The 23,887-nt window shown below is 71.3% G+C and carries 23 protein-coding genes; 7 read left to right on the top strand and 16 right to left on the bottom strand.

Features of this window, described 5'->3' with window-relative positions; all coding sequences use genetic code 11:
- Nucleotides 1-162 precede the first annotated feature (162 nt).
- Complete coding sequence (locus tag QSK15_RS24230) at nt 163-699, top strand: AAA family ATPase (RefSeq protein ID WP_285796442.1); 537 nt, start codon at nt 163-165, stop codon at nt 697-699.
- Nucleotides 700-756: 57 nt separating this feature from the next.
- Here the strand turns inward: QSK15_RS24230 and QSK15_RS24235 are convergent, their stop codons facing one another.
- A complete protein-coding gene (locus QSK15_RS24235) occupies nt 757-3,810 on the bottom strand; it encodes a S8 family serine peptidase (protein WP_285796443.1) in 3,054 nt (1,017 codons plus the stop codon).
- A 375-nt stretch (nt 3,811-4,185) separates the two neighbouring features.
- On the opposite strand from QSK15_RS24235, the gene QSK15_RS24240 reads away from it, so the two are divergent.
- Nucleotides 4,186-4,623 (top strand): MarR family winged helix-turn-helix transcriptional regulator, encoded by a 438-nt coding sequence (locus QSK15_RS24240; RefSeq protein ID WP_285796444.1) that lies wholly within the window; start codon nt 4,186-4,188, stop codon nt 4,621-4,623.
- Nucleotides 4,610-5,134 (top strand): hypothetical protein, encoded by a 525-nt coding sequence (locus QSK15_RS24245; protein WP_285796445.1) that lies wholly within the window; start codon nt 4,610-4,612, stop codon nt 5,132-5,134. The genes QSK15_RS24240 and QSK15_RS24245 overlap by 14 nt, the downstream gene beginning before the upstream one ends.
- Here the strand turns inward: QSK15_RS24245 and QSK15_RS24250 are convergent.
- The 8 genes from QSK15_RS24250 to QSK15_RS24285 all read right to left on the bottom strand — a co-directional run bounded on the left by QSK15_RS24250 (nt 5,131) and on the right by QSK15_RS24285 (nt 13,220).
- Nucleotides 5,131-6,312 (bottom strand): purine-cytosine permease family protein, encoded by a 1,182-nt coding sequence (locus tag QSK15_RS24250; protein ID WP_285796446.1) that lies wholly within the window; start codon nt 6,310-6,312, stop codon nt 5,131-5,133. The genes QSK15_RS24245 and QSK15_RS24250 overlap by 4 nt on opposite strands.
- Nucleotides 6,305-7,102, bottom strand: coding sequence for a sugar phosphate isomerase/epimerase family protein (locus tag QSK15_RS24255; RefSeq protein ID WP_285796717.1), 798 nt, complete (start codon nt 7,100-7,102; stop codon nt 6,305-6,307). The genes QSK15_RS24250 and QSK15_RS24255 overlap by 8 nt, the downstream gene beginning before the upstream one ends.
- Before the next feature lie 122 nt (nt 7,103-7,224).
- Complete coding sequence (locus QSK15_RS24260; RefSeq protein WP_285796447.1) at nt 7,225-8,376, bottom strand: dihydrodipicolinate synthase family protein; 1,152 nt, start codon at nt 8,374-8,376, stop codon at nt 7,225-7,227.
- Complete coding sequence (locus tag QSK15_RS24265) at nt 8,373-9,524, bottom strand: Gfo/Idh/MocA family protein (protein WP_285796448.1); 1,152 nt, start codon at nt 9,522-9,524, stop codon at nt 8,373-8,375. Before QSK15_RS24265 ends, QSK15_RS24260 begins: the two co-directional genes overlap by 4 nt.
- 38 nt (nt 9,525-9,562) lie before the next feature.
- Entirely contained in the window at nt 9,563-10,318 is a 756-nt protein-coding gene (locus tag QSK15_RS24270) for an ABC transporter ATP-binding protein (RefSeq protein ID WP_502889649.1), read from the bottom strand.
- A gap of 43 nt (nt 10,319-10,361) precedes the next feature.
- Nucleotides 10,362-11,366, bottom strand: coding sequence for an ABC transporter substrate-binding protein (locus QSK15_RS24275; RefSeq protein ID WP_285796450.1), 1,005 nt, complete (start codon nt 11,364-11,366; stop codon nt 10,362-10,364).
- 23 nt (nt 11,367-11,389) lie between these two features.
- Nucleotides 11,390-12,337: an ABC transporter permease gene (locus tag QSK15_RS24280; protein ID WP_285796451.1), complete on the bottom strand. Its 948-nt coding sequence runs from the start codon at nt 12,335-12,337 to the stop codon at nt 11,390-11,392.
- Nucleotides 12,338-12,455: 118 nt separating this feature from the next.
- Nucleotides 12,456-13,220: a cupin domain-containing protein gene (locus tag QSK15_RS24285; protein WP_285796452.1), complete on the bottom strand. Its 765-nt coding sequence runs from the start codon at nt 13,218-13,220 to the stop codon at nt 12,456-12,458.
- A gap of 93 nt (nt 13,221-13,313) precedes the next feature.
- On the opposite strand from QSK15_RS24285, the gene QSK15_RS24290 reads away from it, so the two are divergent.
- Together QSK15_RS24290 and QSK15_RS24295 are read left to right on the top strand one after the other, a co-directional pair.
- On the top strand, nt 13,314-14,387 hold the full coding sequence (locus QSK15_RS24290; RefSeq protein WP_285796453.1) for a LacI family DNA-binding transcriptional regulator: 1,074 nt from the start codon (nt 13,314-13,316) through the stop codon (nt 14,385-14,387).
- The gene (locus tag QSK15_RS24295; protein ID WP_285796454.1) at nt 14,384-15,403 is read left to right on the top strand and encodes a phosphotransferase family protein; all 1,020 of its coding nucleotides are present in this window, start codon (nt 14,384-14,386) and stop codon (nt 15,401-15,403) included. Before QSK15_RS24290 ends, QSK15_RS24295 begins: the two co-directional genes overlap by 4 nt.
- Before the next feature lie 51 nt (nt 15,404-15,454).
- Here the strand turns inward: QSK15_RS24295 and QSK15_RS24300 are convergent, their stop codons facing one another.
- Nucleotides 15,455-16,117, bottom strand: a complete 663-nt coding sequence (locus tag QSK15_RS24300) for a fasciclin domain-containing protein (protein ID WP_285796455.1) — start codon at nt 16,115-16,117, stop codon at nt 15,455-15,457.
- A gap of 133 nt (nt 16,118-16,250) precedes the next feature.
- Between QSK15_RS24300 and QSK15_RS24305 the strand changes: the two genes are divergently transcribed.
- The gene (locus QSK15_RS24305; protein ID WP_285796456.1) at nt 16,251-16,736 is read left to right on the top strand and encodes a GNAT family N-acetyltransferase; all 486 of its coding nucleotides are present in this window, start codon (nt 16,251-16,253) and stop codon (nt 16,734-16,736) included.
- A 213-nt stretch (nt 16,737-16,949) separates the two neighbouring features.
- On the opposite strand, the gene QSK15_RS24310 is transcribed toward QSK15_RS24305, so the two are convergent.
- Both QSK15_RS24310 and QSK15_RS24315 read right to left on the bottom strand, forming a co-directional pair.
- Complete coding sequence (locus QSK15_RS24310) at nt 16,950-18,233, bottom strand: MFS transporter (protein WP_285796457.1); 1,284 nt, start codon at nt 18,231-18,233, stop codon at nt 16,950-16,952.
- 114 nt (nt 18,234-18,347) lie between these two features.
- Complete coding sequence (locus tag QSK15_RS24315) at nt 18,348-18,908, bottom strand: NADPH-dependent FMN reductase (protein ID WP_285796458.1); 561 nt, start codon at nt 18,906-18,908, stop codon at nt 18,348-18,350.
- Between the two features lie 137 nt (nt 18,909-19,045).
- Between QSK15_RS24315 and QSK15_RS24320 the strand changes: the two genes are divergently transcribed.
- On the top strand, nt 19,046-19,519 hold the full coding sequence (locus tag QSK15_RS24320) for a MarR family winged helix-turn-helix transcriptional regulator (RefSeq protein ID WP_285796459.1): 474 nt from the start codon (nt 19,046-19,048) through the stop codon (nt 19,517-19,519).
- Nucleotides 19,520-19,552: 33 nt separating this feature from the next.
- Here the strand turns inward: QSK15_RS24320 and QSK15_RS24325 are convergent, their stop codons facing one another.
- From QSK15_RS24325 to QSK15_RS24340, 4 genes are read right to left on the bottom strand one after another with little or no spacing between them, the layout of a single operon-like run.
- Entirely contained in the window at nt 19,553-20,053 is a 501-nt protein-coding gene (locus QSK15_RS24325) for an anthrone oxygenase family protein (protein WP_285796460.1), read from the bottom strand.
- A 49-nt stretch (nt 20,054-20,102) separates the two neighbouring features.
- Nucleotides 20,103-21,950, bottom strand: a complete 1,848-nt coding sequence (locus tag QSK15_RS24330) for an IucA/IucC family protein (protein WP_285796461.1) — start codon at nt 21,948-21,950, stop codon at nt 20,103-20,105.
- Nucleotides 21,947-22,591, bottom strand: coding sequence for a GNAT family N-acetyltransferase (locus QSK15_RS24335; protein ID WP_502889646.1), 645 nt, complete (start codon nt 22,589-22,591; stop codon nt 21,947-21,949). Before QSK15_RS24335 ends, QSK15_RS24330 begins: the two co-directional genes overlap by 4 nt.
- On the bottom strand, nt 22,588-23,865 hold the full coding sequence (locus QSK15_RS24340) for a lysine N(6)-hydroxylase/L-ornithine N(5)-oxygenase family protein (protein ID WP_285796718.1): 1,278 nt from the start codon (nt 23,863-23,865) through the stop codon (nt 22,588-22,590). Before QSK15_RS24340 ends, QSK15_RS24335 begins: the two co-directional genes overlap by 4 nt.
- Between the last annotated feature and the right edge of the window lie 22 nt (nt 23,866-23,887).

Here is a 23,887-nt window from a genome sequence, read left to right on the forward strand (position 1 = left end):
GGCGGGGCGACCCCGCCCGCCACCGCTCACGATCGCGTCGTGAAATGACGGAGATCTTGGACAGTTGCTGTTCCGACGTAACGGAAACTGTCCAAGATCTCCCTCTCAGCGCCGCGAGAAGTCCAAGGGCGCGCCCGTCGCCCACCGATTCAGAGGGTCCGCATGAGCAGTCGATACGTGGTCATCACCGGTGGACCGGGAGCCGGCAAGTCAACGCTGCTCGACAGCCTGCGACGTGTCGGCCATGCCTGCGTCGAGGAGGCGGGGCGACAGATCACCCAGGACCAGCTTCGGATTGGCGGTCAGGCTGTGCACGGCGCGGATTCCCGGCTGTACGCCGAGATCACGCTGAGCTGGGAGATCCGGTCCTACCGTCTCGCCGGCCAGCACACCGGCCCGGTCTTCTTCGATCGCGGCATTCCGGACCTGGTCGGTTACCACCTCCTGCTCGGCTGGCCCGTTCCGGACCACGTGGCGGCGGCGGCACGGCGGTTCCGCTACCACCGGCGCGTCTTCATCGCACCGCCCTGGCCGGAGATATACGCCAACGACAGCGAGCGACACCAGGACTTCGCCGAGGCGGTACGCACCCACGACGCCATGGCCGCCGCCTACACCCAGCTCGGCTACGAGCTGACTGCCCTGCCGCTGAGCGACGTCAACTCGCGCCGCGCCTTCGTCGAACGACTGACACTCTGATCCGGACGCGGGCTGTGGGGCGGTGCGCGACGGCACCGCCCCACAGCTCAGGACGGTCTACTCCCAGGAACTCTGCTGGGTGTAGACGAGGTTGCCGGGGACGACGGTGCCGTTGGTGCTCCACTCGGTGTAGGCCCAGAAGTCACCATCGGGCAGCGGCTTCGTCGGCTTCAGCTTGAACGAGTACGTCAGGCCGCGCTCCACCGTGGAGGGGGGCTCCAGCGTGGCACCGGCGTACGTGGCGTTGCGCCCGATGATGGCGTGGCCGAGCTGGAAGTCGACCACCGGAGAGCCGGGGAACTGCGCGAACACGTACGCCGTGTAGCGCCCCGGCTCGGGCAGGAACTTGTAGGCCTGCTCGGTGCTGGTCCAGTACCTGTCACTGCTGTAGATCAGCTTGTCACCCTTGTACAGGTACAGGTCGAGGTTCGTGTTCGGGTCGTCGGTGGTGGTCTCGACCACGATGCCGGCGGTGTTCGCCGGCACTGTGAAGTCGACCTTCTTCACCCCGGTGGCCTTCGGGTCGAACACGCCGCCGTAGACGCCGGCCGGCATCGAGTACGACGTCCGCCGCATCGGCGTGTAACCGGTGCTACGGCCGACGAACGGTCCGGTGAAGCCGGGCTGGAGCGAGCCGAACGCACCGTTGGTCATCCGACCGAACTCCTCGCCGTCGTCGGCGTACGGTCGGGGGGTGATGCCCCACGGGCGGGCGGCGACCGGGATCCGGGCGCTGTGTGCCTTGCCCTGCCAGGTGATCGCCCCGGTCACGTACCGGTCCCAGGGTGCGCTGCCCCGACGCACGGTGATGGTCACCGTCGCGGACGTGCCGGGTGCCAGCGTCACCGATGCCGGGGACACGGTGACCTTCATGCCGGGCAGGCCGGACACCGACGAACGGTAGGTCTCCTTCGTCTTGCCCACGTTGGTCAGGGTGCGGGTGACGGTCACCGGGCGGGTGCCGTCGTACTCGCGCAACGAGATGGCCGGCAGGTTGAGTTCCTTGCCGTCGGGCTGGGCCGTCTCGCTGAACGTGACCAGTTCCTTCGCCGTCGGCTGGATGACCAGGCCGGGGTCGGTGGCCTTGGCCAGGTTGATGAACCCGCTGCCCTGCTCCAGCGGGTCGGTGGTGCCGACGGTGTCGGTGGCGGTGGTCCGCAGCGCGGAGGCGACCGCGCCGGGTGACCAGTCCGGGTGGGTGGCGCGCAGGATCGCCGCCGCGCCGGCCACGTACGGCGAGGCCATCGAGGTGCCGGAGTACGCGTCGTAGTTCCGCCCGAAGTTACCGGCCGGGGAGACCGCCGCGATGATGTTCGACCCCGGGGCGACCAGGTCCGGCTTGAAGACGCCGAGGGTCACCTTGTCCGGGCCGGTGGAGGAGAAGTCCGCCACGCTGGGCAGGCCCGGAACGCTGGAGCCGTCACCACCGCTGCGCAGGGAGACCTTCGCGTCGGTGGGGTGGCGCATCAGGTAGTTGAAGAGCGTGCCGGCCTGCTTCTCGGTGGGCAGGTAGACCACCGGGAAGTTGAAGATGGAGTTGATCCGGTAGTTGCCGACCGGGTCGAACACCACCATCGCCGCCCCGCCCTTGGCCTTGATCTCGGCGGCGGAGCCGAACATGTCGGACAGCGCGCAGGCGACGACCTTGCCCTTGATCTTGGCACTGTCGAGGCTGCCGGGTTCGCAGTAGACCGCGCCCAGGTCGGGCGAGCCGGCCTGGTCGCCGAAGACCATCGGCCGCGAGTCGCCACCGGGCAGGGCGTCCAGCGAACCGCCGACGAGCTTCGTACCGTCGCCCAGCTTGACCGTCGCCTCGTCGAGCTTGGTCACCGCCGCGCCGACAGTGGTCACCCACGGTGCCGCGTTGCTGATCGCCCCGCTCACGATGCCGGTGTTGCCCGCCGACGCGGCCACGAAGACCCCGGCGAGGGTGGCGTTGAGGAACGCGATGCCGATCGGGGTGTTGGCCTCCCAGTCACCGAGCTGGGAGCCGATCGAGAAGTTGAGCACCTGCACGCCGTCGGCGACCGCGGCGTCGATACCGGCGATGATGTCGGCGTCGTAGCCCATGCCACCCCAGAGCACCTTGTAGACGGCGATCTGGGCGTCCGGGGCCACCCCGGAGACGGGGCCGAAGCGGCGACCGTCGATGGTGACGTTCGGCAGCGGCAGACCGGCCGCGGTGGAGGCCGTGTGCGTGCCGTGCCCGGCCACGTCGCGGGGGGACAGGATCTCACCCTCGGGCACCGTGCCGCCGTAGGCGAGCCACGAGTCGGCGAAGTACCGGGCACCGACGATCTTGCCGTTGCAGTGCTCGGCCACGAAGGCGACACCGGTCTGGCAGGTGCCGCGCCAACTCGCCGGGGCGGGCATCTTCTTGGCGAACGACGCGCTCTCCGGCCAGATGCCGGTGTCCAGGACGCCGATCACCATGCCCGCGCCGGTACCAGGGCCGGGCTTGCCGGGCTTGCCGGGGGTGTCCGGCCGGCCGGCGGTGTCCGCTCCCGCCGACTGGGCCCGCTGCTCAGGAGTGGCGGTGGCCGGGGTGGTCGCGATCGGAGCGGTGGGCGGGGGCGTCGGGGTGCCCAGCGCCCGTGAGGCGGTGACGGCGCGGACGCGCTTGTCCGCCCGCAGCGCGGTCACCTGCTCGGTGGTCAGCTTCGCGGAGAACCCGTTGAAGGCGGTGGTGTAGGCGGCGGTGACCTGGACCTTCGCGGCGGCGGCGACGGCGCTGCGCTGCGCGTCGAGGTGGCTGCGGTAGGCCCGCGCCGGCGCGGACGTCACATCCAGCCGGTCACCCGGCTCCGGGCGGGTTCGCGCCAGCCCGGACGAGCCACCGGCGTACGAGGTCAGGGGCTCCTCGGCCAGTTCGACGATGTACCTGCCCGGACGGCTCTCGTCCGCCGTGGCCTGCTGCTCGGCCGCGTTCCTGCCGCCCGGCCGGCGATCGGCGCCGTCGGTCAGGATGACCTTCTTGTCGGACCCGGGGGTGAAGTACCCGCCCGCGCCGCCGCCCTTGGGTCCCGCCGGGGCCGCCGACGCCGGTCCCGCGATGCCGGTGGTGCCGGCGATCAGGGCGAAGACCAGAGTCGGTATCGCTAGTCTTCGCACCCTGTCTCTGCTCGTGCCTGTAGCCACGAGGCTCCTTTCGGTTGCTCCCTTGTGGAGCTGTTCATCGAACGCGACCCGCTTATGGGAGCGCTCCCCCACCTAAGCCGCCGACGGTTAATCGATGGTTTGCGCGGTGTTACGGATCGCCGGTGCGTATAAGATCACGTTCTGCCGGCCGCGCCTAGATCACTTTTTCCGGACCCCGCCAGGGCAGGGCGTACGCCCCGGTCAGCGTCGGGCCCGACGGAGGGGTGACCGCCCAGCAGGTCTTCCAACCGGGTCGCTCTCCGGTGTGACGCCGTGTTTCCCAAGAGGCTCCGACTCGGCTCTCCACAATGGTTGCACGGCCGAACTACCTGGTTGTACTGTCGAACCATGCAGGCTGCTGAGCTCGACGCGGCGCAGGAAGCACTGATGCGTTTCGTCCGCAATTTCGGCCTCCATCAGCCCGACCGGACACCCTGCGGGCAGCCCTTGCCCGTGTCGGAGGCGCACGCCATGGTGGAGATCGCTCGGGAGGGGCAGATCCGGCAGGTGGAGTTGGCTCGCCGGCTGCGTCTGGAGAAGAGCAGCGTCAGCCGCCTGGTCACCAACCTGGTCAACCGGGGCTGGGTGCACCGAGAGACGGCCGAGGGTGACGGTCGTGGCGTTCTGCTTCTGCTGACTCCCACTGGCGCCACGGCCGCCACCCGACAGGCCGATGCCCGTCGGACCCGGCTGTCCGCACTGCTCGATCGCGTGCCCGACGACCAGCGCGCGGCAGTGGTGCGTGCGCTCCAGACCCTCGTGGAGGCCACCGGTGAACCGTTCTAACCGCCCTCGCCCCCATCGGGCTCTCCTCCTGGCGGCCATCGCCGCCGCCGCGCTGACCGGCGGTTGCGCCGACGACTCCGCGCCGTCGATACCGACAACGACCACCTCCGATCGGCAGGCCGACGTCGCCGAACGAGGGGCTTCCGTCATGCCGTTCGACCTGGAACGCACCACGCACCGGTTCACGAAGAGCGACACCGGCGGCGTGCAGAGCGTGGTCGCCGACGACCCCCAGGACACCACCCAGGTCACCCTGGTCCAACAACACCTGAGCTCCGAGGTCGAGCGGTTCCGGCGCGGTGACTTCAGCGACCCCGCCCGCATCCACGGCGCCGAGATGCCGGGCCTGGCAACGCTTCGGGCACACGGCGGACGGATCACCATCACGTACGAAGCCGTTCCCGGCGGCGCGCGCGTCACCTACGCCACAGACGACGCGGCGCTTCGCGATGCCCTGCACCACTGGTTCGATGCCCAGGTCAGCGACCACGGCTCGCACGCCACCCGCTAAGCGCCACCAATCGGGTGGCCCCCGCCACCTCGGCGCCTCCAGAGCACAGTACAGGCCCCGGCGAGGGCCAGCCCCAGCAGCGGGGCGGCACCCACGCCGGCGAGCGTGCAGGCCACCGCGAGCAGCGCCGGAGGCACCCAGCACCAGGCGGGGACGGTACGCGGGACACGACCGCGCCGACGGGCCGCTGCCTCCACGGCCATCGGCACCACCAGCACCGGGAGCGCGGCGGCCAGCACCGTCAACCACTGCAGCACCAGACGGTCGAACCGCGCCACCGCCAACACACCGCCGAGCACCGCGACGAGCAGCATCGCCGCCCGCACCGGCAGCCGGGGAGCCAGGCCACGCAACGCCAACGAACCGGAGTACGTGGTGGTCAGCGCCGCCGCGAAGACCGCCACCGCGACGAACAGGTTCGCGTACCCGGCCAGCCCCGAGCCGGCGGCGAGCAACGCCACCACGTCGGCCGAGCCGGTGCGCAGCCACAGGCCGGCACCGGCGAGCACCCCGAGCAACGCCGGCCCGACCAACAACCCCACGCACCAGGCCAGGTCCCGCCGCCGGGCAAGACCCACGCTGAAGTCCGGTGCGCGCAGCGCGAACACGGCCGCGTACCCGATCAGCGCCGCAGCGTCGACGAGCCCACCGGCGGCCAGCCGGACCGGCGCACCCGGTGGCGGCAGCACCGTCAGGCACCAGCCGACCAGCACCACAGCACTGAGCGTGGTGAGCACCGCGACCCGGTTGCCGAGCCGGGCCGGCGCCCACGAGACGGCGAGGACCGCCACCTCCAGCAAGGCCGGCCCGGCCCAGGCCGGCAGGTGGGTCAGCGCCGCCAGCGAGGCCCCGCCGAGGCCCACGTTGAACCCGTTCCACCCGATCATCGACGCGGCCAGCACCGCCGCCAGCAGCAACCGCGAGGTGTCCCCCAGGTACGCGGGCAGCACCGCCGTCAACGGTGCGCCGTCGCCGAGCGGCCGGCGCAGACCGATCCGGCCCTGCCCCCAGAGCAGGGCCGCCATCAGCGCCCCACCGACCAGCAGCCCGGCCACCGGCACCGCGCCGCCGTGCCGGGCGGCCATCGCCGCGCCGAGCACCAGCGTGGCGGGTGCGGTGCCGATGCCCAGCCAGGCGCCGACGGCCGCCGGCCACCGCCGTTCGGGCAGGTCAGACAACGTGACGCAGGTACCCGGCGATCGCCGCGTCGAGCACCTGCGCGCCCGGACGCGCCCACACCTCGGCGGAGAAGACCTCCACCTCGATCGGGCCGGCGTAACCGGCCGCATCGACCGCCTCGCGCAGCCGGCGCAGCTCGATGCACCCGTCGCCGGGCAACGCCCGGCCGAGCAGCACCCCCTCCGGCAGCGGGGTCACCCAGTCACAGACCTGGAACGCGGCGATCCACTCGCCCGCGCGGGCGATCTGCGCGTACACCGTGTCATCCCACCAGACGTGGTACGCGTCCACGACCACGCCGACCACCGCCGGGTCGAACCGCTCGGCGATGTCCAACGCCTGACCCAGGGTGCTGATGACGCACCGGTCGGCGGCGAACATCGGGTGCAGCGGCTCGATGGCCAGCCGCACCCCGGCGGCCTGGGCGTGCGGGGCCAACTCACCGATCGCGTCGGCGACCCGACGCCGGGCGCCGTCGATGTCCCGGCTGCCGGCGGGCAACCCACCGGACACCAGCACCAGCTCCGGGGCCCCGAGGACGGCTGCCTCCTCGATGGCCCGCAGGTTCTGCGCGCGCCAGTCGTCGGCCGTGAAGAACCCACCCCGGCACAGCGACGTGACGGCGAGACCCGCGTCGCGGACCAGTTTCGCCGAACGGGCCAACCCGTACCCGGCCACCGGCTCCCGCCACAGGCCGATGCCCGGCACGCCGGCCGCCGCGCACCCGGCCACCACCTCCGGCAACGGCCAACGCTGGGCGGTGGCCTGGTTGAACGAGAATCGGGTCAGGCTCACTGGGCCGGTCTCCGCTCGCGACTGCGGGGCTCGCAAACCCGGCTCACTCCTCGCGCTCACTGGGCTGGTCTCCGCTCGCGACTGCGGGGCTCGCAAACCCGGCTCACTCCTCGCGCTCACTGGGCCACCCCTGCCACGGTGAACAGGGCCCGGGCGCGGGCGGCGGCCAGCTCGGCGTCGGGCAGCAGCCCGGCCGCGTCGGCCAGGGTGAGCAGGGTGGCCAGGTGCGCCGGCGACCGTCCGGACTGCGCGCCACCGACCATGGTGAAGTGGTCCTGGTGCCCGGCCAACCACGCCAGGAACACGATCCCCGTCTTGTAGTGCCAGGTCGGCGCCGCGAACAGGTGCCGGGCCAGCGGCACGGTGGGCGCGAATATCCCGTCGTACGCCGTCAGGTCCCCCCGGTCCAGGGCGGCCAGCGCGGCGGCGGCGGCCGGCGCGATGGCCGCGAACACCCCGAGCAGCGCGTCGGAGTGACCCACCTCGTCGCCCCGGATCAGCTCCGGGTAGTGGAAGTCGTCACCGGTGTAGAGGCGTACCCCGGCCGGCAGGCGACGGCGCAACGCGACCTCCCGGTCGGCGTCCAGCAGCGATACCTTGATGCCGTCCACCATGGACTGGTGGGTCTTGATCAGCTCGACGACCGTGTCGGCTGCCAGGTCCAGGTCGACCGCACCCCAGTAGCCGGTCAACGCCGGGTCGAACATCGGACCCAGCCAGTGCAGCACCACCGGCTCGTCGGCGGCGCTCAGCAGCTCGTCGTACACCCGGAGGTAGTCCTCCGGGCCGCGCGCGGCGGCGGCCAGGTGCCGGCTGCACATCAGCACCGGCCGGGCGCCGGCCGCGCGCACGTCGTCGAGCTGCTCGGCGTACGCGGCGGTGACCGCCGCCAGGGTGGCCGGACCGGCCGGCAACTGGTCGGTGCCGACCCCGGCGACGATCCGCCCACCCACCGCGCGGGCCTCGGCGGCGCTGCGCCGGATCAGCTCCCGGGTCGCCGGATAGTCCAACCCCATCCCCCGCTGGGCGGTGTCCATCGCCTCGGCGACCCCCAGCCCGTACGACCACAGGTGCCGCCGGAAGGCGAGGGTGGTGTCCCAGTCCACCGCCGCCGGGGCGCCCGGCACGTTCTCCGCGGCCGGATCGGCGACCACGTGCGCGGCGGCGTACGCGATCCGGCTGGTCACCGGCGCGTCCGGTCGGGCGAAGCCGCTCCCCCCGACGAACCGGTGCCGGCGTCCACCCGGCAACATTACGGCCGCGGTCATGGGCGCAGCTCCGGCACCTCGACGCGGACGCCCTCGCGGGCGGCGCGCAGCCCCAGCTCGGCCAGCTGCACCCCGCGTGCGCCGGACAGGAAGTCCCACCGGAACGGTTCGCCGGCCACGACATGCCGCAGGTACGCCTCCCACTGCACCTTGAAGCCGTTGTCGAACTCCTCGTTGTCGGGCACCTCGGCCCACTGGGCGCGGAAGTCCTCGGTCGCCGGCAGGTCCGGGTTCCAGACCGGCTTCGGGGTGACCGCCCGGTGCTGCACCCGGCAGGACCGCAGGCCGGCGATGGCACTGCCCTCGACGCCGTCGACCTGGAACTCCACCAGCTCGTCGCGGTACACCCGCACGGTCCACGACGAGTTGATCTGCGCGATCACCCCGCCGTCGAGCTCGAAGATGGCGTACGCGGCGTCGTCGGCGGTGGCCGGGTACGCGTGGCCGGCCTCGTCCACCCGCTCGGGCACGTGCGTGGCGATCACGCAGGACACGGCGTTGACACTGCCGAACAGCTCCTCCAGCACGTAGTGCCAGTGCGGGAACATGTCCACCACGATGCCGCCGCCGTCCTCGGCCCGGTAGTTCCACGACGGCCGCTGCGCGGGCTGCCAGTCGCCCTCGAAGACCCAGTACCCGAACTCGCCGCGTACCGACAGGATCTGCCCGAAGAAGCCGCCGTCGATGAGACGCTTGAGCTTGCGCAGACCGGGCAGGAAGAGCTTGTCCTGCACCACACCGGTCCGTACGCCGGCCGCGTCCGCCGCCCGGGCCAGGTCGAGCGCGGCCGCGGTGTCCTCGGCCAGGGGCTTCTCCGTGTAGATGTGCTTGCCGGCCTCGATGGCCTGCCGGATCGCCTTCTCCCGCTGCTGGGTGACCTGCGCGTCGAAGTAGATCTCGATGTCGTCGCGGGCCAGCGCCGAGGTCAGGTCGGTGGTCCAGTCGGTCAGCCCATGCCGCTCGGCGAGCTCCCGGAGCTTCGTCTCGTTGCGCCCGACCAGTACCGGCTCCGGCCAGATGGTGGTGCCGTCGGCCAACGCCACACCACCGGATTCGCGGATGGTCAGCAGCGACCGGACGAGGTGCTGCCGGTAGCCCATCCGTCCGGTCACGCCGTTGACGATGATGCCGATCGACCTGCGGGTCATGGTGTTCCTTCCGTCGTGCTGGTCGTGCCGATCCGCGTTCAGTGGTTGGCGGCAGCGCTGCCGAGCAACCCACGCAGGTCGGTGGCGAGCCGGTCGAAGCGGGGATCCGACATCACCTGCGCGTAGTCGCGGTGCGCCGGCAGCTCGACCGGGAAGGTGCGGATGATCCGGCCGGGCCGGGGACTCATCACCACGACCCGGGTGCCGAGGAAGACCGCCTCGGCGATGGAGTGGGTGACCAGCACCACCGTGGTCCCGGTCTCCCGCCAGATCCGGTGCAGCTCGGCGTTCATCTGTTCGCGGGTCAACGCGTCCAGGGCGCCGAACGGTTCGTCCATGAGCAGGACCGGCGGGGCGTGCAGCAGCGCGCGGCAGAGCGCCACCCGCTGCTGCATGCCGCCGGACAGCTCGTGCGGCAACGCCTTCTCGAAGCCGGTCAGGCCGGTCATCTCGATCAGCTCGTCGGCGCGGCGGGCGGCCGTCGTCCGGTCCATGCCGCGCATCTCGGCCTGGAGCAGGATGTTGGCCCGCGCGCCACGCCACTCCAGCAACGCGGCCTTCTGGAAGACGAACCCGATGTCCTTCTGCGGCCCGCGCACCGGACGCCGCAGCAGCGACACCTCGCCGCTGGTCGGCGTGACCAGCCCCGCGACGATCTTCAGGAGGGTGGACTTGCCACAGCCGGACGGGCCGACGATCGTGACGAACTCGCCCGGCTCGATGTCCAGTGACACGTTGTCCAGGGCGGTGGTCTGCGACCGCCGGGTGGTGAACCGGACGGTCAGCCCGGACATCCCGATGGCGGTGCCGGTGGCTGCCGGCGCGGCGGTCACCGGGTCACCCCTGCGCCGCGTACGAGGAGTCCCAGTAGGCGCTGGGCGCTCCCGGGTCCTTCAGCTCGGCGTAGCGGGACATCAGCTCGATGGTCTCGGTCCACTGGGCCTCGGTGTTCACCCCGGGCGGGCCGTCCGCGCCGATCAGTGGCAGGTTGAGGGTGAGCTGCTTGGTGAGCACCTCGGGCGCCGGTTCGTTCTCGGCCAGGGCCGCCATCGCGCTCACCGCGCCGGCCGGGTCCCGGGCGGCGTCGGCCCAGGACTTCTGGGTGGCCCGGACGAACTTGCGGGCCAGCTCCGGGTCCTTCTGCAGGGTCTGCGTGTTGGCGACCAGACCGGTGCCGAGCAGGTTCATCCCGTAGTCGGCGAAGAGCAGGACGTCGACCTTCTTGCCGGTCTTGCTCTCGATGGTGGGCGCCTGGTCGTGGAAGAAGCCCATGATGGCGTCGACCCTGCCCTCGGCCAGGGCGGCGATCTTGCCGGCGGCGTCGACGTTGACCACCTTGACGTCGTCCTTCTTGACGCCGTTCTTCTCCAGCCAGGCGGGGAAGGTCGCGTAGAGGGCGTCGCCGGGGGTGCCGCCGACGGTCTTGCCCCTGAGATCGGCCGGGGTCTTGATGTTCTCCTCGGTGAAGAACTCCACGGAGGAGGGTCCCTTCTCCAGGTACGCGCCGAGGCTGCGCACCGGCATCCCGCTGGCCACCGACTTGAGCAGCACGGGGCTGTCCGCCCAACCGAAGTCGGTCTGCTTCTGGGCGACCTGCTTGACCGTGTTGCCCGAGCCGTTGCCGGGCAGGATCTTCAGGTCGATGCCCTCGGCGGAGTAGTAGCCCTTCTGCAGGCCGTAGTAGAAGGGCGCGTGCTCGCCGTAGGGAACCCAGTTGAGGGTGAGGGTGACCTGCTTGCTGCCGTCGGCGTTGGTGCTGCCGGCGGGGTCGTCCCCACCGCAGCCGGTCGCGGTGAGAAGCAGGGCGGCGGTGACCAGGATGGTGGTGGCGGTGCGTTTCATCGGTGCCTCCGTGATGGGGTCGGTCAGGAGGTGGTGAGGGACACGCCGGCGCGTCGGCTGGCGTGCCACGGAATGAGCAGTGCCTCGGCGATCTCGACCAGGACGAACAGGACGATGCCGATGGCGGACATCAGGATCAGGTCGGCGAACAGCAGCGGGGCGTCGAGGTTGCCGTTGGCCAGCAACAGGACGTAGCCGAGCCCTTCGCTGGCGCCGACGAACTCGCCGACCACGGCACCGACCACGGCGAGGGTGACGGCCACCTTCAGGCCGGCCATCAGGTGTGGCAACGCGTTCGGAAAGCGGATCTTGCGGAAGGTACGCCACGGGCCGGCGCCCATGGTGGCGGCGAGGTCGAGCAGTTCCGGGTCGGTGGAGCGCAGACCGGCCACCCCGGAGATGACCACCGGGAAGAACGCGATCAGCACCGCCAGGATGATCTTCGGGGTGAGGCCGAGGCCGAACCAGACCACCAGCAGCGGGGCGATGGCGATCTTCGGGATGACCTGAGCGAACAGGACGATCGGGTAGAGCGCCTTGTCCAGGGTGCGGGAGTAGGCGATGGCGACCGCCGTGACCAGGCCCAACGCGGCGGCCAGCACGAAGCCGAGCACCGTCTCGTAGAGGGTGACCACTGTGTGCCGGGCCAGCTCGGACCACTGGGTGGTCATCGTCTCCCAGACCTGGCCAGGTGTGGGCACCAGGTAGTTCGGGACGTACTCCCGGGCCGCCACGAACCACCAGGCGACGAAGCAGACCGCGAGCACCAACGCCGGTCGCCACAGCGAGTCGGCGAGGGCGGCTGCCCGCCGGCCGAGCGTCGGGCGTGGGGGTCGGTCAGCGCCGCGCGACTGTTCCTGGATTGTGGACGCAGCAGCACCGGCGCTTCCCGGCCCGGGGGCGGCGGTGCGCGCACCGCCCGCCTCGTCGGCGGCCTGCCGGCCCGCCGTGTCCAAAGAGTTCTCGGTCACGCGGAACCTCCTCGGGGCCGGGCACGGCACCCAGGGACCGGGCCGGTCGGCGGATCAGGCAAACGCTTTCCTGGAGAGTAGGCGGCCCCCCTCACACCAGGCAAGGGCTTTCCTCGATCTATTCGTCGATCGCCGGATAGGTGTCGAGGAGACCGCACATGCCCAGCCGACCGCGCTCTACCGGCTCGTCCACCGTGTACACCCCGGCGTCGCCCAGGTGCCCGGGATCCCCCCGTCGCAGGGCGTCGAGCTGCGCGGCGGTCTCGGCGGCGGCACGGCCCGCGCCGTCCTCCCACCGCTGCCGCCACCGGGCCAGCAACGGCTGGCGCAACGTGACAGCGGCGGCATGGAACGCGGCCAGCGCCGCCGGACCGCCGGACCGCAGCTCCTGGAAACCGGCGACCGCCAGATCCCGCCTGCGGTACGCGGCGCGCACATCCGCCCCCGGCGCTCCCCCGTCGGGCAACGCCGCCGCCGCGGCGTACGCGGCCGGGTCGGCCAGCACCTCCGGCGGAAAGGTCAGCACCGCGTCGCCGGCCTCCGGCAGGCCACTGTTCTGCATGAGCACCACGATTTCCAGCCCGCCCCCGTTGACCAGCCGGTGCACGGTGCCCGGCTCGAACCAGACCACCACCCCCGGCCGCAGCGGCGTCTCCCGGAAACCGGCGGTGGTCAGGGTCTGCACCGCGCCCTCGCCGTCGGTCACCACGTACCCCTCGGTGCAGCACAGGTGCACGTGCGGGGTGCCGCCGACCAGGCCGTCGGGGGCCACCGTGTCGTAGACGCGCAGCCGGGACACCCCGATCCCGCCGGGCAACGGTGCCGGCCGATCAGCGCGGGCGGGAGGGTGGTCGGGTTGACGTACCGCGAAGCGATCGGACACGGCCGTGCCTCCCTGCGGGAAAGGGCTTTCTCTGCGGTACGGTGACGCTAGCCGGCACGATGAAACGCCGTCAACAGATCGAGGGGGCGGGCCATGGCGACCCTGTCCGATGTGGCCCGCCGGGCGGGCGTCTCACCCGCCACCGCTTCCCGTGTCATCAACGGCAGCAGCAAACCGGTCACCGACGAGCTTCGCGAGCGGGTGCTCGCCGCCGTCGCCGAGTTGCAGTACGTGCCCAACGCGCACGCCCAACTGCTGGCCCGTTCGCACCGCAGTGCGGTCGGGGTGATCGTGCACGACGTCTCCGACCCGTACTTCGCGGAGATCACCCGAGGGCTGCAACGGGTCGCCACCGACCAGGGCCGGCTGCTGATGATCTGCAACAGCTACCGTGACCCGGACCGCGAGTTGGAATACGTGGAGCTGCTGCGCGGCCACCAGGTGGCGGCGCTGATCCTGGCCGGCTCGGGCTACCACGACGAGGTGTTCACCCGGCAGCTCAACGAGAAGCTCGCCGCGTACGAGGCGACCGGCGGGCGGGTGGCGGTGATCGGCCGGCACGAGCACTCCGGCGACGCGGTGATGCCGGACAACCGGGCCGGCGGCTACCTGGCCGGGCGGGAGCTGTGCGGCCTGGGGCACCGGGCGATCGGCGTGATCGCCGGCCCGCGCATCCTGACCACCACGACCGACCGGCTGGCCGGTCTGCGGCAGGCGCTCACCGAGCAGGGCCGTGAGCTGCCCGAACGACGCATCCGGTACGCGGAGTTCGACCGCGACGGTGGCGCCGAGGCCACCGCCCGACTGCTCGACGCCGACCCGGAGTTGACCGCGATCGTGGCGCTCAACGACTCGATGGCCATCGGCGCGCTCGCCACCCTGCGCATCCGTGGGCTGGCGGTGCCGCAGCAGGTGTCGGTGCTGGGTTTCGACGACATGCCCATCGCCCGGGACGTGACCCCCGCGTTGACCACCGTGCGACTACCCTTGGTCCACATGGGAGTGCGGGCGATGTCCCTGGTGCTCGGCCCCGGGGCCGCCGTGCCCCGGGTCGAGGTGCTCCCCGCCGAGCTGATCCGCCGCGACACCGCCGGCCCCGTCCCACGTTCCACCCGCGCCACCGCGGCCTCCGCGCCACGGGCCCGCCGGGGGGACACCACGTCGTGACCGCCGTCAGCCCGACCCAACAGTCCCTCACCAGCGCCGATGTGGCATACCTGGTCGGCGCGTCGTTCGGGCCGGGCACCCGGGTCACCGACGCCGGTCCGCTGACCGGCGGTGGGTACGCGACGGTCTGGTGGGCGCTGCTCGACGACGGCCGGCGGGTGGTGCTGAAGCTGGCTCCGTCGGCCGAGACGCCGCTGCTGCGCTACGAGCGCGGGCTCTGCGCCGCCGAGGAGCGATACTTCCGGCTCGTCGCCGAGCGCGCGCCGCAGGTGCCCGTGCCCGCGGTGCTGTGGCACGGCACCGACCCGGCGTACGGCGAGTGGTTGGTCACCGAGTTGCTGCCCGGCCGGTCGCTGTTCGACCTGGCCGAGGCCGGCGGCGCGCTCGACGACGGCCCGGCGCGCTACGACCTGGGGGTGGCTCTCGCCGCGTTGCACCAGGTGACCGGTGACCGGTTCGGTTACGACGGCGGCCGGGCCGCCGGAGCGACCTGGCGGGCGGCGTTCACGGCGATGCTCGACGAGCTGCTGGCCGACGCGGCCGACTGGGACGTCCGACTGCCGGTGACACCGCAGCGCCTGCACGAGCTGCTGGGGCGGAACGCCGACGTGCTGGACGAGGTGCGCCGCCCGGCGCTGCTGCACTTCGACTGCTGGGACGGCAACGTGTTGGCGGCACCCGACGGTGACGGCCGGTTGCGGCTCTGTGGCCTGGTCGACGGCGAACGGTTCCTCTACGGCGACCCCCTGCTGGACCTGGTCTCGCCGCGGCTCTTCCAGCGCGCCGAGGACGACCCGGAGCATCCGCTGCTGCGCGGTTACCGGGCCGCCGCACCGCGGCCGCTGGTGCTGGACGCGTCGGCCCGCCGCCGGCTCGGTCTCTACCGGTTGCACCTGTACCTGCTGATGACCGTGGAGATGCCCAGCCGTGGGATGACCGCACAGAGCCATCCCGGGCGGTACGCCCAGCTGACCGCCCTGCTCGACGAGGAGATCGCCGCGCTCGCCTCGGGCTGACGGCCGGCGCGGGTGGCGTCCGACGCGTGATCGGACGCCACCCGCCGCCGGTCAGGGCAGGTCGATCGGACGGAGCACCCGGTCCACGGAGTGCGCGATCTGCCGGTTGCCCTTGTTGACGTCGAAGGTGACGACGCGCGCGTCACGGTCGTTGGTGTCGGCGTCGACCAGCCGCACCTGGCGGAAGAAGTACAGGTAGGTACGCACGTCGACCTCCACTGTGGAGCCGAGCGCGGTGGTCAGGTCCGTGCCGTCGGCCCGGACAGCCGTCTTGCGGTCGATGGTGGCGCCCGGCACCACGTGGTAGAGCAGCACCGACTCGACGGTGTCGATGCCGAGCCCGGCGACGGCGGTGAAGGCCGCGCTCTCACTCGGCAACTTCTTGGCCTGCGTGATCTCGCGGACCAACTGCTGGAAGGCCGCGTCGGTGGGGATGAACGCGGTCAGCGCCACGGTGCCGTCGGTGAGCACCTTGACCGGCGAGTTCGGCTTGGCTTCCAGCACGGCCAGCACGGCCGCGGTGAGCACGTCGAAGTCCCGCGAGTTGCGGTCGAACCCGCCCTTGTCCTTGGTGAGCACCTGGGCGAGGGACGTGGTGCCGGGCGGCTTGGGCTTGCCGGTGGCCTGAGCCGCCGGTACGGCGACGGCGGTGGTGGCCAGCGCGGTGGCCATGGCGCCCACCGCCATCCGGGCGGCGAATCGTGCGATCTTCATCAGCGGGCCTTTCGTCGAAGCGACCGGATCCGTGACGTCTCGTCACGATGGATGCTTCGCACCGGGTACGCCGCCCGGATGCACCAGCGGATAACCGATTGTCCGGGGCCCGCGCGCGGCTTAACCTCCCCCGGTGCTGATTCGGGAGTTCGTCGACCAGGACTGGTCGCAGGTGTGGCCCATCATCGAGGAGGTGATCCGGGCACAGGAGACCTTCCCCTACGACCCGACGATGACCGCCGAGCAGTCGTACGGCATGTGGGTCGAGGCGGCACCGGGCCGGACCGTCGTGGCGGTCGACGGCCGGCGGGTGCTCGGCACCGCGAAGATGGGCACCAACCGACCCGGGCCGGGCGCGCACGTCGCCACCGCAAGCTTCATGGTCGCCGCCGAGGCCCGGGGCCGGGGCGTGGGCACCGCGCTGTGCCGCGAGGCTCTGACCTGGGCCCGCCAACAGGGGTACGTCGGCATGCAGTTCAACGCCGTGGTGCAGACCAACCGTTCGGCGGTGGAGTTGTACCAGCGCGAGGGCTTCGAGGTGGTCGGCACCGTGCCGGGCGCGTTCCGGCACCCCGCCCTCGGCCGGGTCGGCCTGCACGTGATGTACCAGGAGTTCTGACCGCGCCGGTGGTCGACACCCTCGGAGCGGCACCGGTGGTCGGCGCCTTTGGAGCTGATGTCACAAACGAATCGGCTGCCGGCCGTGCCGCCCGAGTCGTCGCCACCATCGGGTCTGCTCCCCTGGCCGGGCCGTCGCCACCGGCCGGACCGTCGCCACCGGCCGGACCGTCGCCACCGGGTGAATCGTTTACGGCATCAGCTCCATAGCGTCTCAACCACCAACGGTGCCTCCGGCCGGTGCCGGGCGCAGTCCGGGTTGTCCCGCGGCTGGCTCCCCGCCGGCACGGCGAATCGGGGTGAAGAGGCCACCGACCGCTACCAGTAGACATCCGACGCCCGCCGCGAGCGTGACCGTCGAAGCGCCGTAGCGGCCGGCGGCCCAGGTCAGCACGACGGCGCCGGCCGGGCCGAGGGCGTAGTGGGTGCTCCAGAACGCGGAGGTGACCCGACCGAGCAGGTGGTCGGGGGTGATCTCCTGGCGCAGCGACATCGAGCAGATCCCGCCGATGCTGAGGCAGCACAGGTACACCGCTGTCAGCGCGGTGACCGCCGGCACGGTCGTGGCGATGCCGACACCCGCCACCGCGAACCCGCAGAGCGTGTGCGCGCCGATCCAGGTGGCACCGAAGCCACGACGGCGACGCAACGGGGCCACCAGCAGCGCACCGGCGACCGTGCCCAGCGCCGCCAGGCCGAGCACCGTGCCGACGGTGCCCTCGGAGCCGCCGAGGTCGTGCGTGACGTGGTAGATCAGCACGTCGACGAAGCCGTAGGTGAGGAAGATGAAGACCGACAACAGGACGGTCAACGCCCGCAGCACGGGCTGTCGCCACAGGAACCGCGCACCGGCCAGGAACTCGGCCAGCGGGCGCTGCCGGGCCACCGCCTCGTCCACCTGCACCGGGCGCAGTCGGATCAGCCACATGCCGGCCGCCGAGAGCGCGAAGCTCGCCGCGTTGACGGCGATGGCGGTCGGCGGACCGAAGCGGGCCGCCACCACCCCGGCGAGCAGCGGGCCGAGGACCGCCGCCGCCGCGTACGTGGCCTGCAACCGGCCGTTGGCCTCGGTGATCCGGTCGCGGTCGACCAGGTTGCGGACCGCTGTCACCGCGGCGACCTGGAACACCATGCCGGCCGCCTCGCAGATCGGCAGCACCACGAAGAGCAGCCAGACCTGCGGGCCGGACAGCCACGCCAGTGGCACCAGGGCGTAGAGCACCAGCCGGGTCAGATCCGCCACGATCATCAGGGTGCGGCGGTCGTACCGGTCGACCAGCACCCCGCCGAAGATCCCGGCGACCACTGACGCCGCACCCGCGACGGCGGTGAGCAGGCCCATCTGCGCCACCGAACCGGTCGCCTGCAGCACCAGCAGCGGCACCGCCAGGTAGGCGAAGGAGTCGCCGGCCGCCGAGAGCGACTGGGCGATCCAGTACGTGCCGAAGGTCCGGTCCCGCCAGAGGGGAGCCCGCCGGGCGGTGGCAGATCGGCTCATCGCGCCAAGGGTAGTGAACGCGGCCGTCCGATGGTGGCCCTGACGGGCGGCAGGGCCAGATGCCCGAAAACGGCCGCGGGATCCCCCGCGGCCGTTTCCGGATGAGCGGAACGCTCAGCCCTTGCGCAGCGGGGCGAGCGCACCGCTCCAGGCGACCACCTGGTCGAGGGTGGTGTTCAGCGCGTCCTGCTGGAACGGGCCGGGCTTGAAGATGCTGAAGTTCTCGAAGTCGGTGAAGAGCGACAGCGCGACCTGCGAACGCACGTCGGCCATCTGCAGCTCACCGGAGATCAGCCGCAGGTGCTCCACGGCGCGCGCGCCGCCGACCGAGCCGTAGCTGACGAACCCGACGGCCTTGTTGTTCCACTCGGCGTAGAGGAAGTCGATGGCGTTCTTCAGGGCACCCGAGGTCGAGTGGTTGTACTCGGGGGTGACGATGACGAACCCGTCGAACGACGCGATCGTCTCGGCCCACCGCTTGGTGTGCGGCTGGGTGTACTGGCCCATCGAGGGCGGGTACGCCTCGTCGAGGTGCGGCAGCTGGTAGTCGAGCAGGTCGATCAGCTCGTACTCCGCGTCGGAGCGCTGCTTGGCGATCTCGAGCACCCAGCGGGCGACGGCCTCGCCGTTACGCCCCGGGCGGGTGCTGCCGAGGATGATCCCGATCCTGGTCATGTGTGGCGCCTTTCAGAGGTGCGTGCCGGACGACGGGAACGCTAACTTCTGCTTGATTGGTCAAGCAAATATCTGGGCTATGGGCGTGGTCACACAGAGGGTAAGCATTTGCTCAGTCAAACAAGTATGATATGAGGATGCCTGACCCCTCCGCAGCGACTCCGCAACCCCTCACCCCTGACGAGGAATCCCTGGTCCGCGCCCTCGGCCAGGTCATGCACGTGCTGCCCCGCGCGATCGACGCCGACATGGTCGCTGACCGTCAGCTACCGCTCACCGAGTACACCGCGCTGATGAACCTCTCCGAGACGCCGGAGCGGCGGATGCGGATGAACGAGCTCGCCGCGCTCTGCCACCTCTCGCTCAGCGGCATGACCCGCACGATCATCCGGCTGGAGACGCAGGGGCTGGTCCGGCGGGAACGGTGCGAGGAGGACGCGCGCGGCTGGAACGCCGTCCTCACCGACGCCGGCTTCGCCCGCCTGACGGAGTCCTGGCCCAGCCACCTGGCCGCCGTACGCCGCCGGTTCCTGCAGCACTTCGAAGGCTTCGACCTCACCCAACTGGCCCTCGCGTTCCAGCGCGCCGGCACCGCGGAGCCGACCGACTGAGCCGGCGGCGGCCCAGTCGGTCACCCACCCGACTCAGCCGGACAGCCGACCCTGCGCCACCAGTGCCCAGGCCAGCAACCCGAAGGCGCCGGTCGACGCGACGGCCCGGACCACGTTGCCGCGTACCCAGGTGACCTCGAAACGCGACCGCAGCGCGGCGAGGTCGGTGCCGTCGTCGACGTCGCCGGCGCGGGCCAGCACGTTGTTGAGCGGCACGTTGACCACGGCGGTGACGCCGAGCACCACCAGGTACAGCAGCAGTGCGGCGACGACCCACGGCAACACCGTCCGACGCCCGTCACCGAGCTGCAGCGCCGCCGCCAGCAGCGTGAACAGCAGCGCGCCGCCGAAGCACACCGCAAACCATCCGTTGAGGATCGACTCGTTGATCCGCCGCATGGCGAGCACCAACGTCCGGTCGTCGGTACGCGCCAGACCCGGCATGACCGCGTACGCGAAGGCGGCGAACAACCCGGCGGTCAGGCCGGTGGTCACCGTGGCGGCGAACAGGCTGGCGGTGCTCAGAATTCCCATCCGCCTATTGCACCCGCTGACGCGCACAATGATCAAACGCGCTTCCCGGTCACCGGGCCGGCGCGTGAGCGGCCAGCGGGTTGGTGAGCGTGCCGACGAACTGGAGTGCCGCCGACGGATCGGCCAGGTTGATCATCTGTTGGTTGTCGCGCAACTGCAACCGGTTGAGGCAGGACAGCGTGAACTCCGGGGCGAACAGGTCGTAGTGGCGGACCCGCTCGGCCAGGTGCGGCACCCGGTTGAAGTAGTCGGCGGCGCAGGCCGCGACCGTACGCCAGAAGTCGTCCTCGGCGAGCACACCCGCCTCGACCAGGACGGCGTTGAGGTGCCGCAGGAAGCAGTCCACCACGTCGGTGAAGATGCTCAGCAGCTTGGTGTCGTCGGGCACGTCGACGCGGATCCGCTCCACCGCCGCCGGAAGCTCGACGTCGGAACTCATCACCGCGATCTCCTCGGCGATGTCCTTGAAGATCACCCGCTGGACCGTGTCCTGCTCGTCGAGGACCAGGATGACGTTCTCGCCGTGCGGCATGAAGGCCAGGTCGTACGCGTAGAAGCTGTGCAGCAGCGGGGTCAGGTAGGCGTCCAGGTAGCGGCGCAGCCACACCTCGGGCGCCAGGCCGGACCGGGCGATCAGTGCCGCCGCGAGTGAGCGGCCCTCGTCGTCGACGTGCAGCAAGGCGGCCATGGTGGACAGTCGCTCCCCCGGCGCCAGGTCGGGCACCGGGCTCTCCCGCCACAGGGCGGCCAACATCTTGCGGTACGCGGAGGTGCGGTCGGTCGCCGCCTCGTACTGCCGGTGCCGGTAACCCACCGCGGCCCGCTCCCGGATGACGGTCAGCCCGGTGCCGGTCAGCACCTCGTCGCCGGCGATCAGGTCGGCCAACCAGTCGTTGATGGCCGGGGTGGCCGCCATGTACGCCGCCGACAGCCCTCGCATGAAGCCCATGTTCAGCACCGACAGCGCGGTCTTGACGTAGTGCCGGCCCGGCTCGCTGACGTTGAAGAAGGTGCGGATGGACTGCTGGGCGAGGTACACGTCCGGCCCGGGGCCGAGGTGCACCAGCCGACGCTCGGCAAGCTCACCGGCGAAGGTGACGGCCAGTTTGTTCCACCACTGCCACGGATGCGCCGGGATCAGGTGGTAGTCGGCGAGGTCCAGCCCGAGATCGGCCATCGTGGCCGCGAACCGGGCCCGGGTCCCGGCGTCCAGCTCGCCCTCGATGAGCGTGTCGTAGTCGAGGTCGGCGGCACTGCTGAACGTCGAGTGGTCCCGGTGCGCGGCCAGCCACTCCAGCCGCACCGGCGCGGCGGCCTCCGGCGCGTACCGGTGGTACTCGTCGACGCCGAAGCCGAGCCGACCGTTGTTCGCCACGAAGCAGGGGTGGCCCTCGGTCATCGAGGTCTCGATGGTCTGGAAGTCCGCCTCGGCCAGCTCGGCGGCGCTCGGCGCGGCCTGGGCCAGCTTGTACGCCGTACCGGCCAGGGTGGAGGTGATCTCCTCCAGGTAGACCGGGAGCACCCGCGCGGAGAGCCCGAGGGTGTCGCGCAGTTCGACGATCAGGTCCACCGCGTCCGGTGCCAGCGACGTGCCGTCGCGGTGCCGGGTGATGCTGTCCGCGTCGATCTGCCAGTGGGACAGGGCGAGTACCCGCGCCGCGAACCGGTAGCTGACAGTGCCGTCGTCGCTGTGGATCTCGTACCACTGCCGGTCGTCGGGGCCGGCCACGGCCTGCGGGGTGAGCAGCCGCTCGTGGGTGAACTCGCCGAGCGCCTTGCGGACCAGCAGCCGGTTGGCCCGGGCCCACCGCTGCGGGGTGAGGTGCCCGACCGGGTCGCCGGAGGCGGGGTACGCGGTGGCGACGGGCGGGTGGCTGGGGACGGCGGTGGTGGTCACGCCGGGGCTCCTTCGGTTCGGGTGGTGACGCCGTCGGCGGCGGCAGTGCGGTCGGCGGCGCGGTCGGCGGCGCGGTCGGCGGCGCGGTCGGCGGCGGCCTGGAATTGGGCTCGGGTGCAGACGCTGAGCAGCGCGTCCTTCTCCGGCTTGGCGATCGGGCCGACGACGGTGAACCCGACGGCGGCGTTCAGCGCGTGCACGGCCGTGTTGCGCACGTCCGGCTCGACCACCACCCGTCGGGTCGTCGGATCGTCGAAGAGCCATGCCATCACGGTGCCGATCACCGCCCGGGTGAAGCCGTGCACCGGTGTGCCGACCGGCGCGCAGAGGAAGTGCATGCCCACGTCACCGGGCTGGTGGTCGTACAGTCCGACAAGTTCGACGTGGGCCGGGTCGTAGCGCTCCGCGAGGAAGGTCGGGCTCCCCCGCCACAGCCCGAGGTACGCGTCGTAGTGCGGGTGACCGGCGATCCGCCGGTACTCCTCGGCCACCTGGGCCTCGTCGGCGTCCTGCATCAGCCAGAACGCCGCCTTCGGGTGGGTCACCCAGCCGTGCAGCAGCGCCGCGTCGGCGTCCGGGTCGAGCGGCCGCAGCGCGAACTCGCCGAGCCGCTCGTCGACGCGGGTGAAGACGCTGGTCACGACGACACCCCGAACTCCTGGAAGGTGATGCTCTTCTCGATCGGGTAGTGCTCCCGGCCGAGCAGCTCCGAGATGATCCAGGAGTTGCGGTAGGCGCCCATGCCCAGGTCCGGTGAGGTGATGCTGTGCGTGTGGGTGCCCGCGTTCTGCAGGAAGATGCCCCGGCCGCTGTGGTCGATGCTGTAGTTGCGGGCCACGTCGAAGCGGCCGTGCGCGTCCCAACGGATCCGGTCGGACACCGGCGCGAGGAACTCCGGCACCCGGTAGTGGTAGCCGGTGGCCAGGACGAGGCCCTCGGTGCGCAGTGTGAAGTCGCGCTCCTGCTCCACCTGACGCAATCCCAGCGTGTACCCACCGTCCTGGTGCTCGGCGCTGACCAGCTCGGTGTTGGTGAGCAGGCGGGTGTTCACCGGTCCGTCGACGCTGAGCGCGTAGAGCAGGTCGAAGATGTCGTTGATCAGGTCCGCGTTGATCCCCTTGAACAGGCCCTTCTGCGCGGACTCCAACCGGTAGCGGGTCGCCTCGGGCAGCGCGTGGAAGTAGTCCACGTAGTCCGGTGAGGTCATCTCCAGCGTCAGCTTGGTGTATTCGAGCGGGAAGAACCGCGGTGAGCGGGTCACCCAGTTGAGCTGGTAGCCGTACCTGTCGATGTCACCGAGCAGGTCGTGGTAGATCTCGGCGGCGCTCTGCCCGCTGCCCACCACGGTGATGCTGCGCTTGGTGCGTAGCGTCGCGCGGTGCTCCAGGTAGTGGGAGTTGTGCACGGCGTCGCCGGGCAGTCCGGCGACGGCCGGCGGCAGGTGCGGCGGGGTGCCGGTGCCGAGCACCAGATGCCGGGCGCGGTATTCGACGGTCTCCCCCTCGCCGGTGGCGGCCCGCACCACGTACCGCTCGTCGGTGCTGTCGTACTCCACGGTGGTCACGGTCTGACCGAAGCGCAGGTTCGGCAGTTTCGCCGCCGCCCACCGGCAGTACGCGTCGTACTCGCTGCGCAACGGGTAGAAGCTCTCCCGGATGTAGAACGGGTAGAGCCGGCCGATCTCCTTCAGATAGTTGAGGAAGGAGAAGGGCGACGTGGGGTCCGCGAGGCTGACCAGGTCGGCGATGAAGGGGGTCTGCAACCGGGCCGACTCCAGCAGCATGCCGGGATGCCAGGCGAGGCTCGGCCGGGCCTCCAGGAACACCCCGTCGAGTTCGTCGATCGGCGCGGTGAGGCAGGCCAGGCCCAGGTTGTACGGGCCCAGCCCGATGGCGATGAAGTCGTGGGTGGACATCGAGGTCGTCTCCAGGCGCGGG

This window comes from Micromonospora sp. NBRC 107095, from assembly GCF_030269705.1.
In the GTDB taxonomy this organism is placed as follows: domain Bacteria; phylum Actinomycetota; class Actinomycetes; order Mycobacteriales; family Micromonosporaceae; genus Micromonospora; species Micromonospora parva.

Coding starts and splice junctions, on each gene's coding strand:
- QSK15_RS24230 (WP_285796442.1), top strand. CDS start 163: ATGAGCAGTCGATACGTGGTCATCACCGGTGGACCGGGAGCCGGCAAG.
- QSK15_RS24240 (WP_285796444.1), top strand. CDS start 4,186: ATGCAGGCTGCTGAGCTCGACGCGGCGCAGGAAGCACTGATGCGTTTC.
- QSK15_RS24260 (WP_285796447.1), bottom strand. CDS start 8,376: ATGACCGCGGCCGTAATGTTGCCGGGTGGACGCCGGCACCGGTTCGTC.
- QSK15_RS24265 (WP_285796448.1), bottom strand. CDS start 9,524: ATGACCCGCAGGTCGATCGGCATCATCGTCAACGGCGTGACCGGACGG.
- QSK15_RS24270 (WP_502889649.1), bottom strand. CDS start 10,318: ATGTCCGGGCTGACCGTCCGGTTCACCACCCGGCGGTCGCAGACCACC.
- QSK15_RS24275 (WP_285796450.1), bottom strand. CDS start 11,366: ATGAAACGCACCGCCACCACCATCCTGGTCACCGCCGCCCTGCTTCTC.
- QSK15_RS24290 (WP_285796453.1), top strand. CDS start 13,314: ATGGCGACCCTGTCCGATGTGGCCCGCCGGGCGGGCGTCTCACCCGCC.
- QSK15_RS24300 (WP_285796455.1), bottom strand. CDS start 16,117: ATGAAGATCGCACGATTCGCCGCCCGGATGGCGGTGGGCGCCATGGCC.
- QSK15_RS24310 (WP_285796457.1), bottom strand. CDS start 18,233: ATGAGCCGATCTGCCACCGCCCGGCGGGCTCCCCTCTGGCGGGACCGG.
- QSK15_RS24315 (WP_285796458.1), bottom strand. CDS start 18,908: ATGACCAGGATCGGGATCATCCTCGGCAGCACCCGCCCGGGGCGTAAC.
- QSK15_RS24320 (WP_285796459.1), top strand. CDS start 19,046: ATGCCTGACCCCTCCGCAGCGACTCCGCAACCCCTCACCCCTGACGAG.
- QSK15_RS24325 (WP_285796460.1), bottom strand. CDS start 20,053: ATGGGAATTCTGAGCACCGCCAGCCTGTTCGCCGCCACGGTGACCACC.
- QSK15_RS24340 (WP_285796718.1), bottom strand. CDS start 23,865: ATGTCCACCCACGACTTCATCGCCATCGGGCTGGGCCCGTACAACCTG.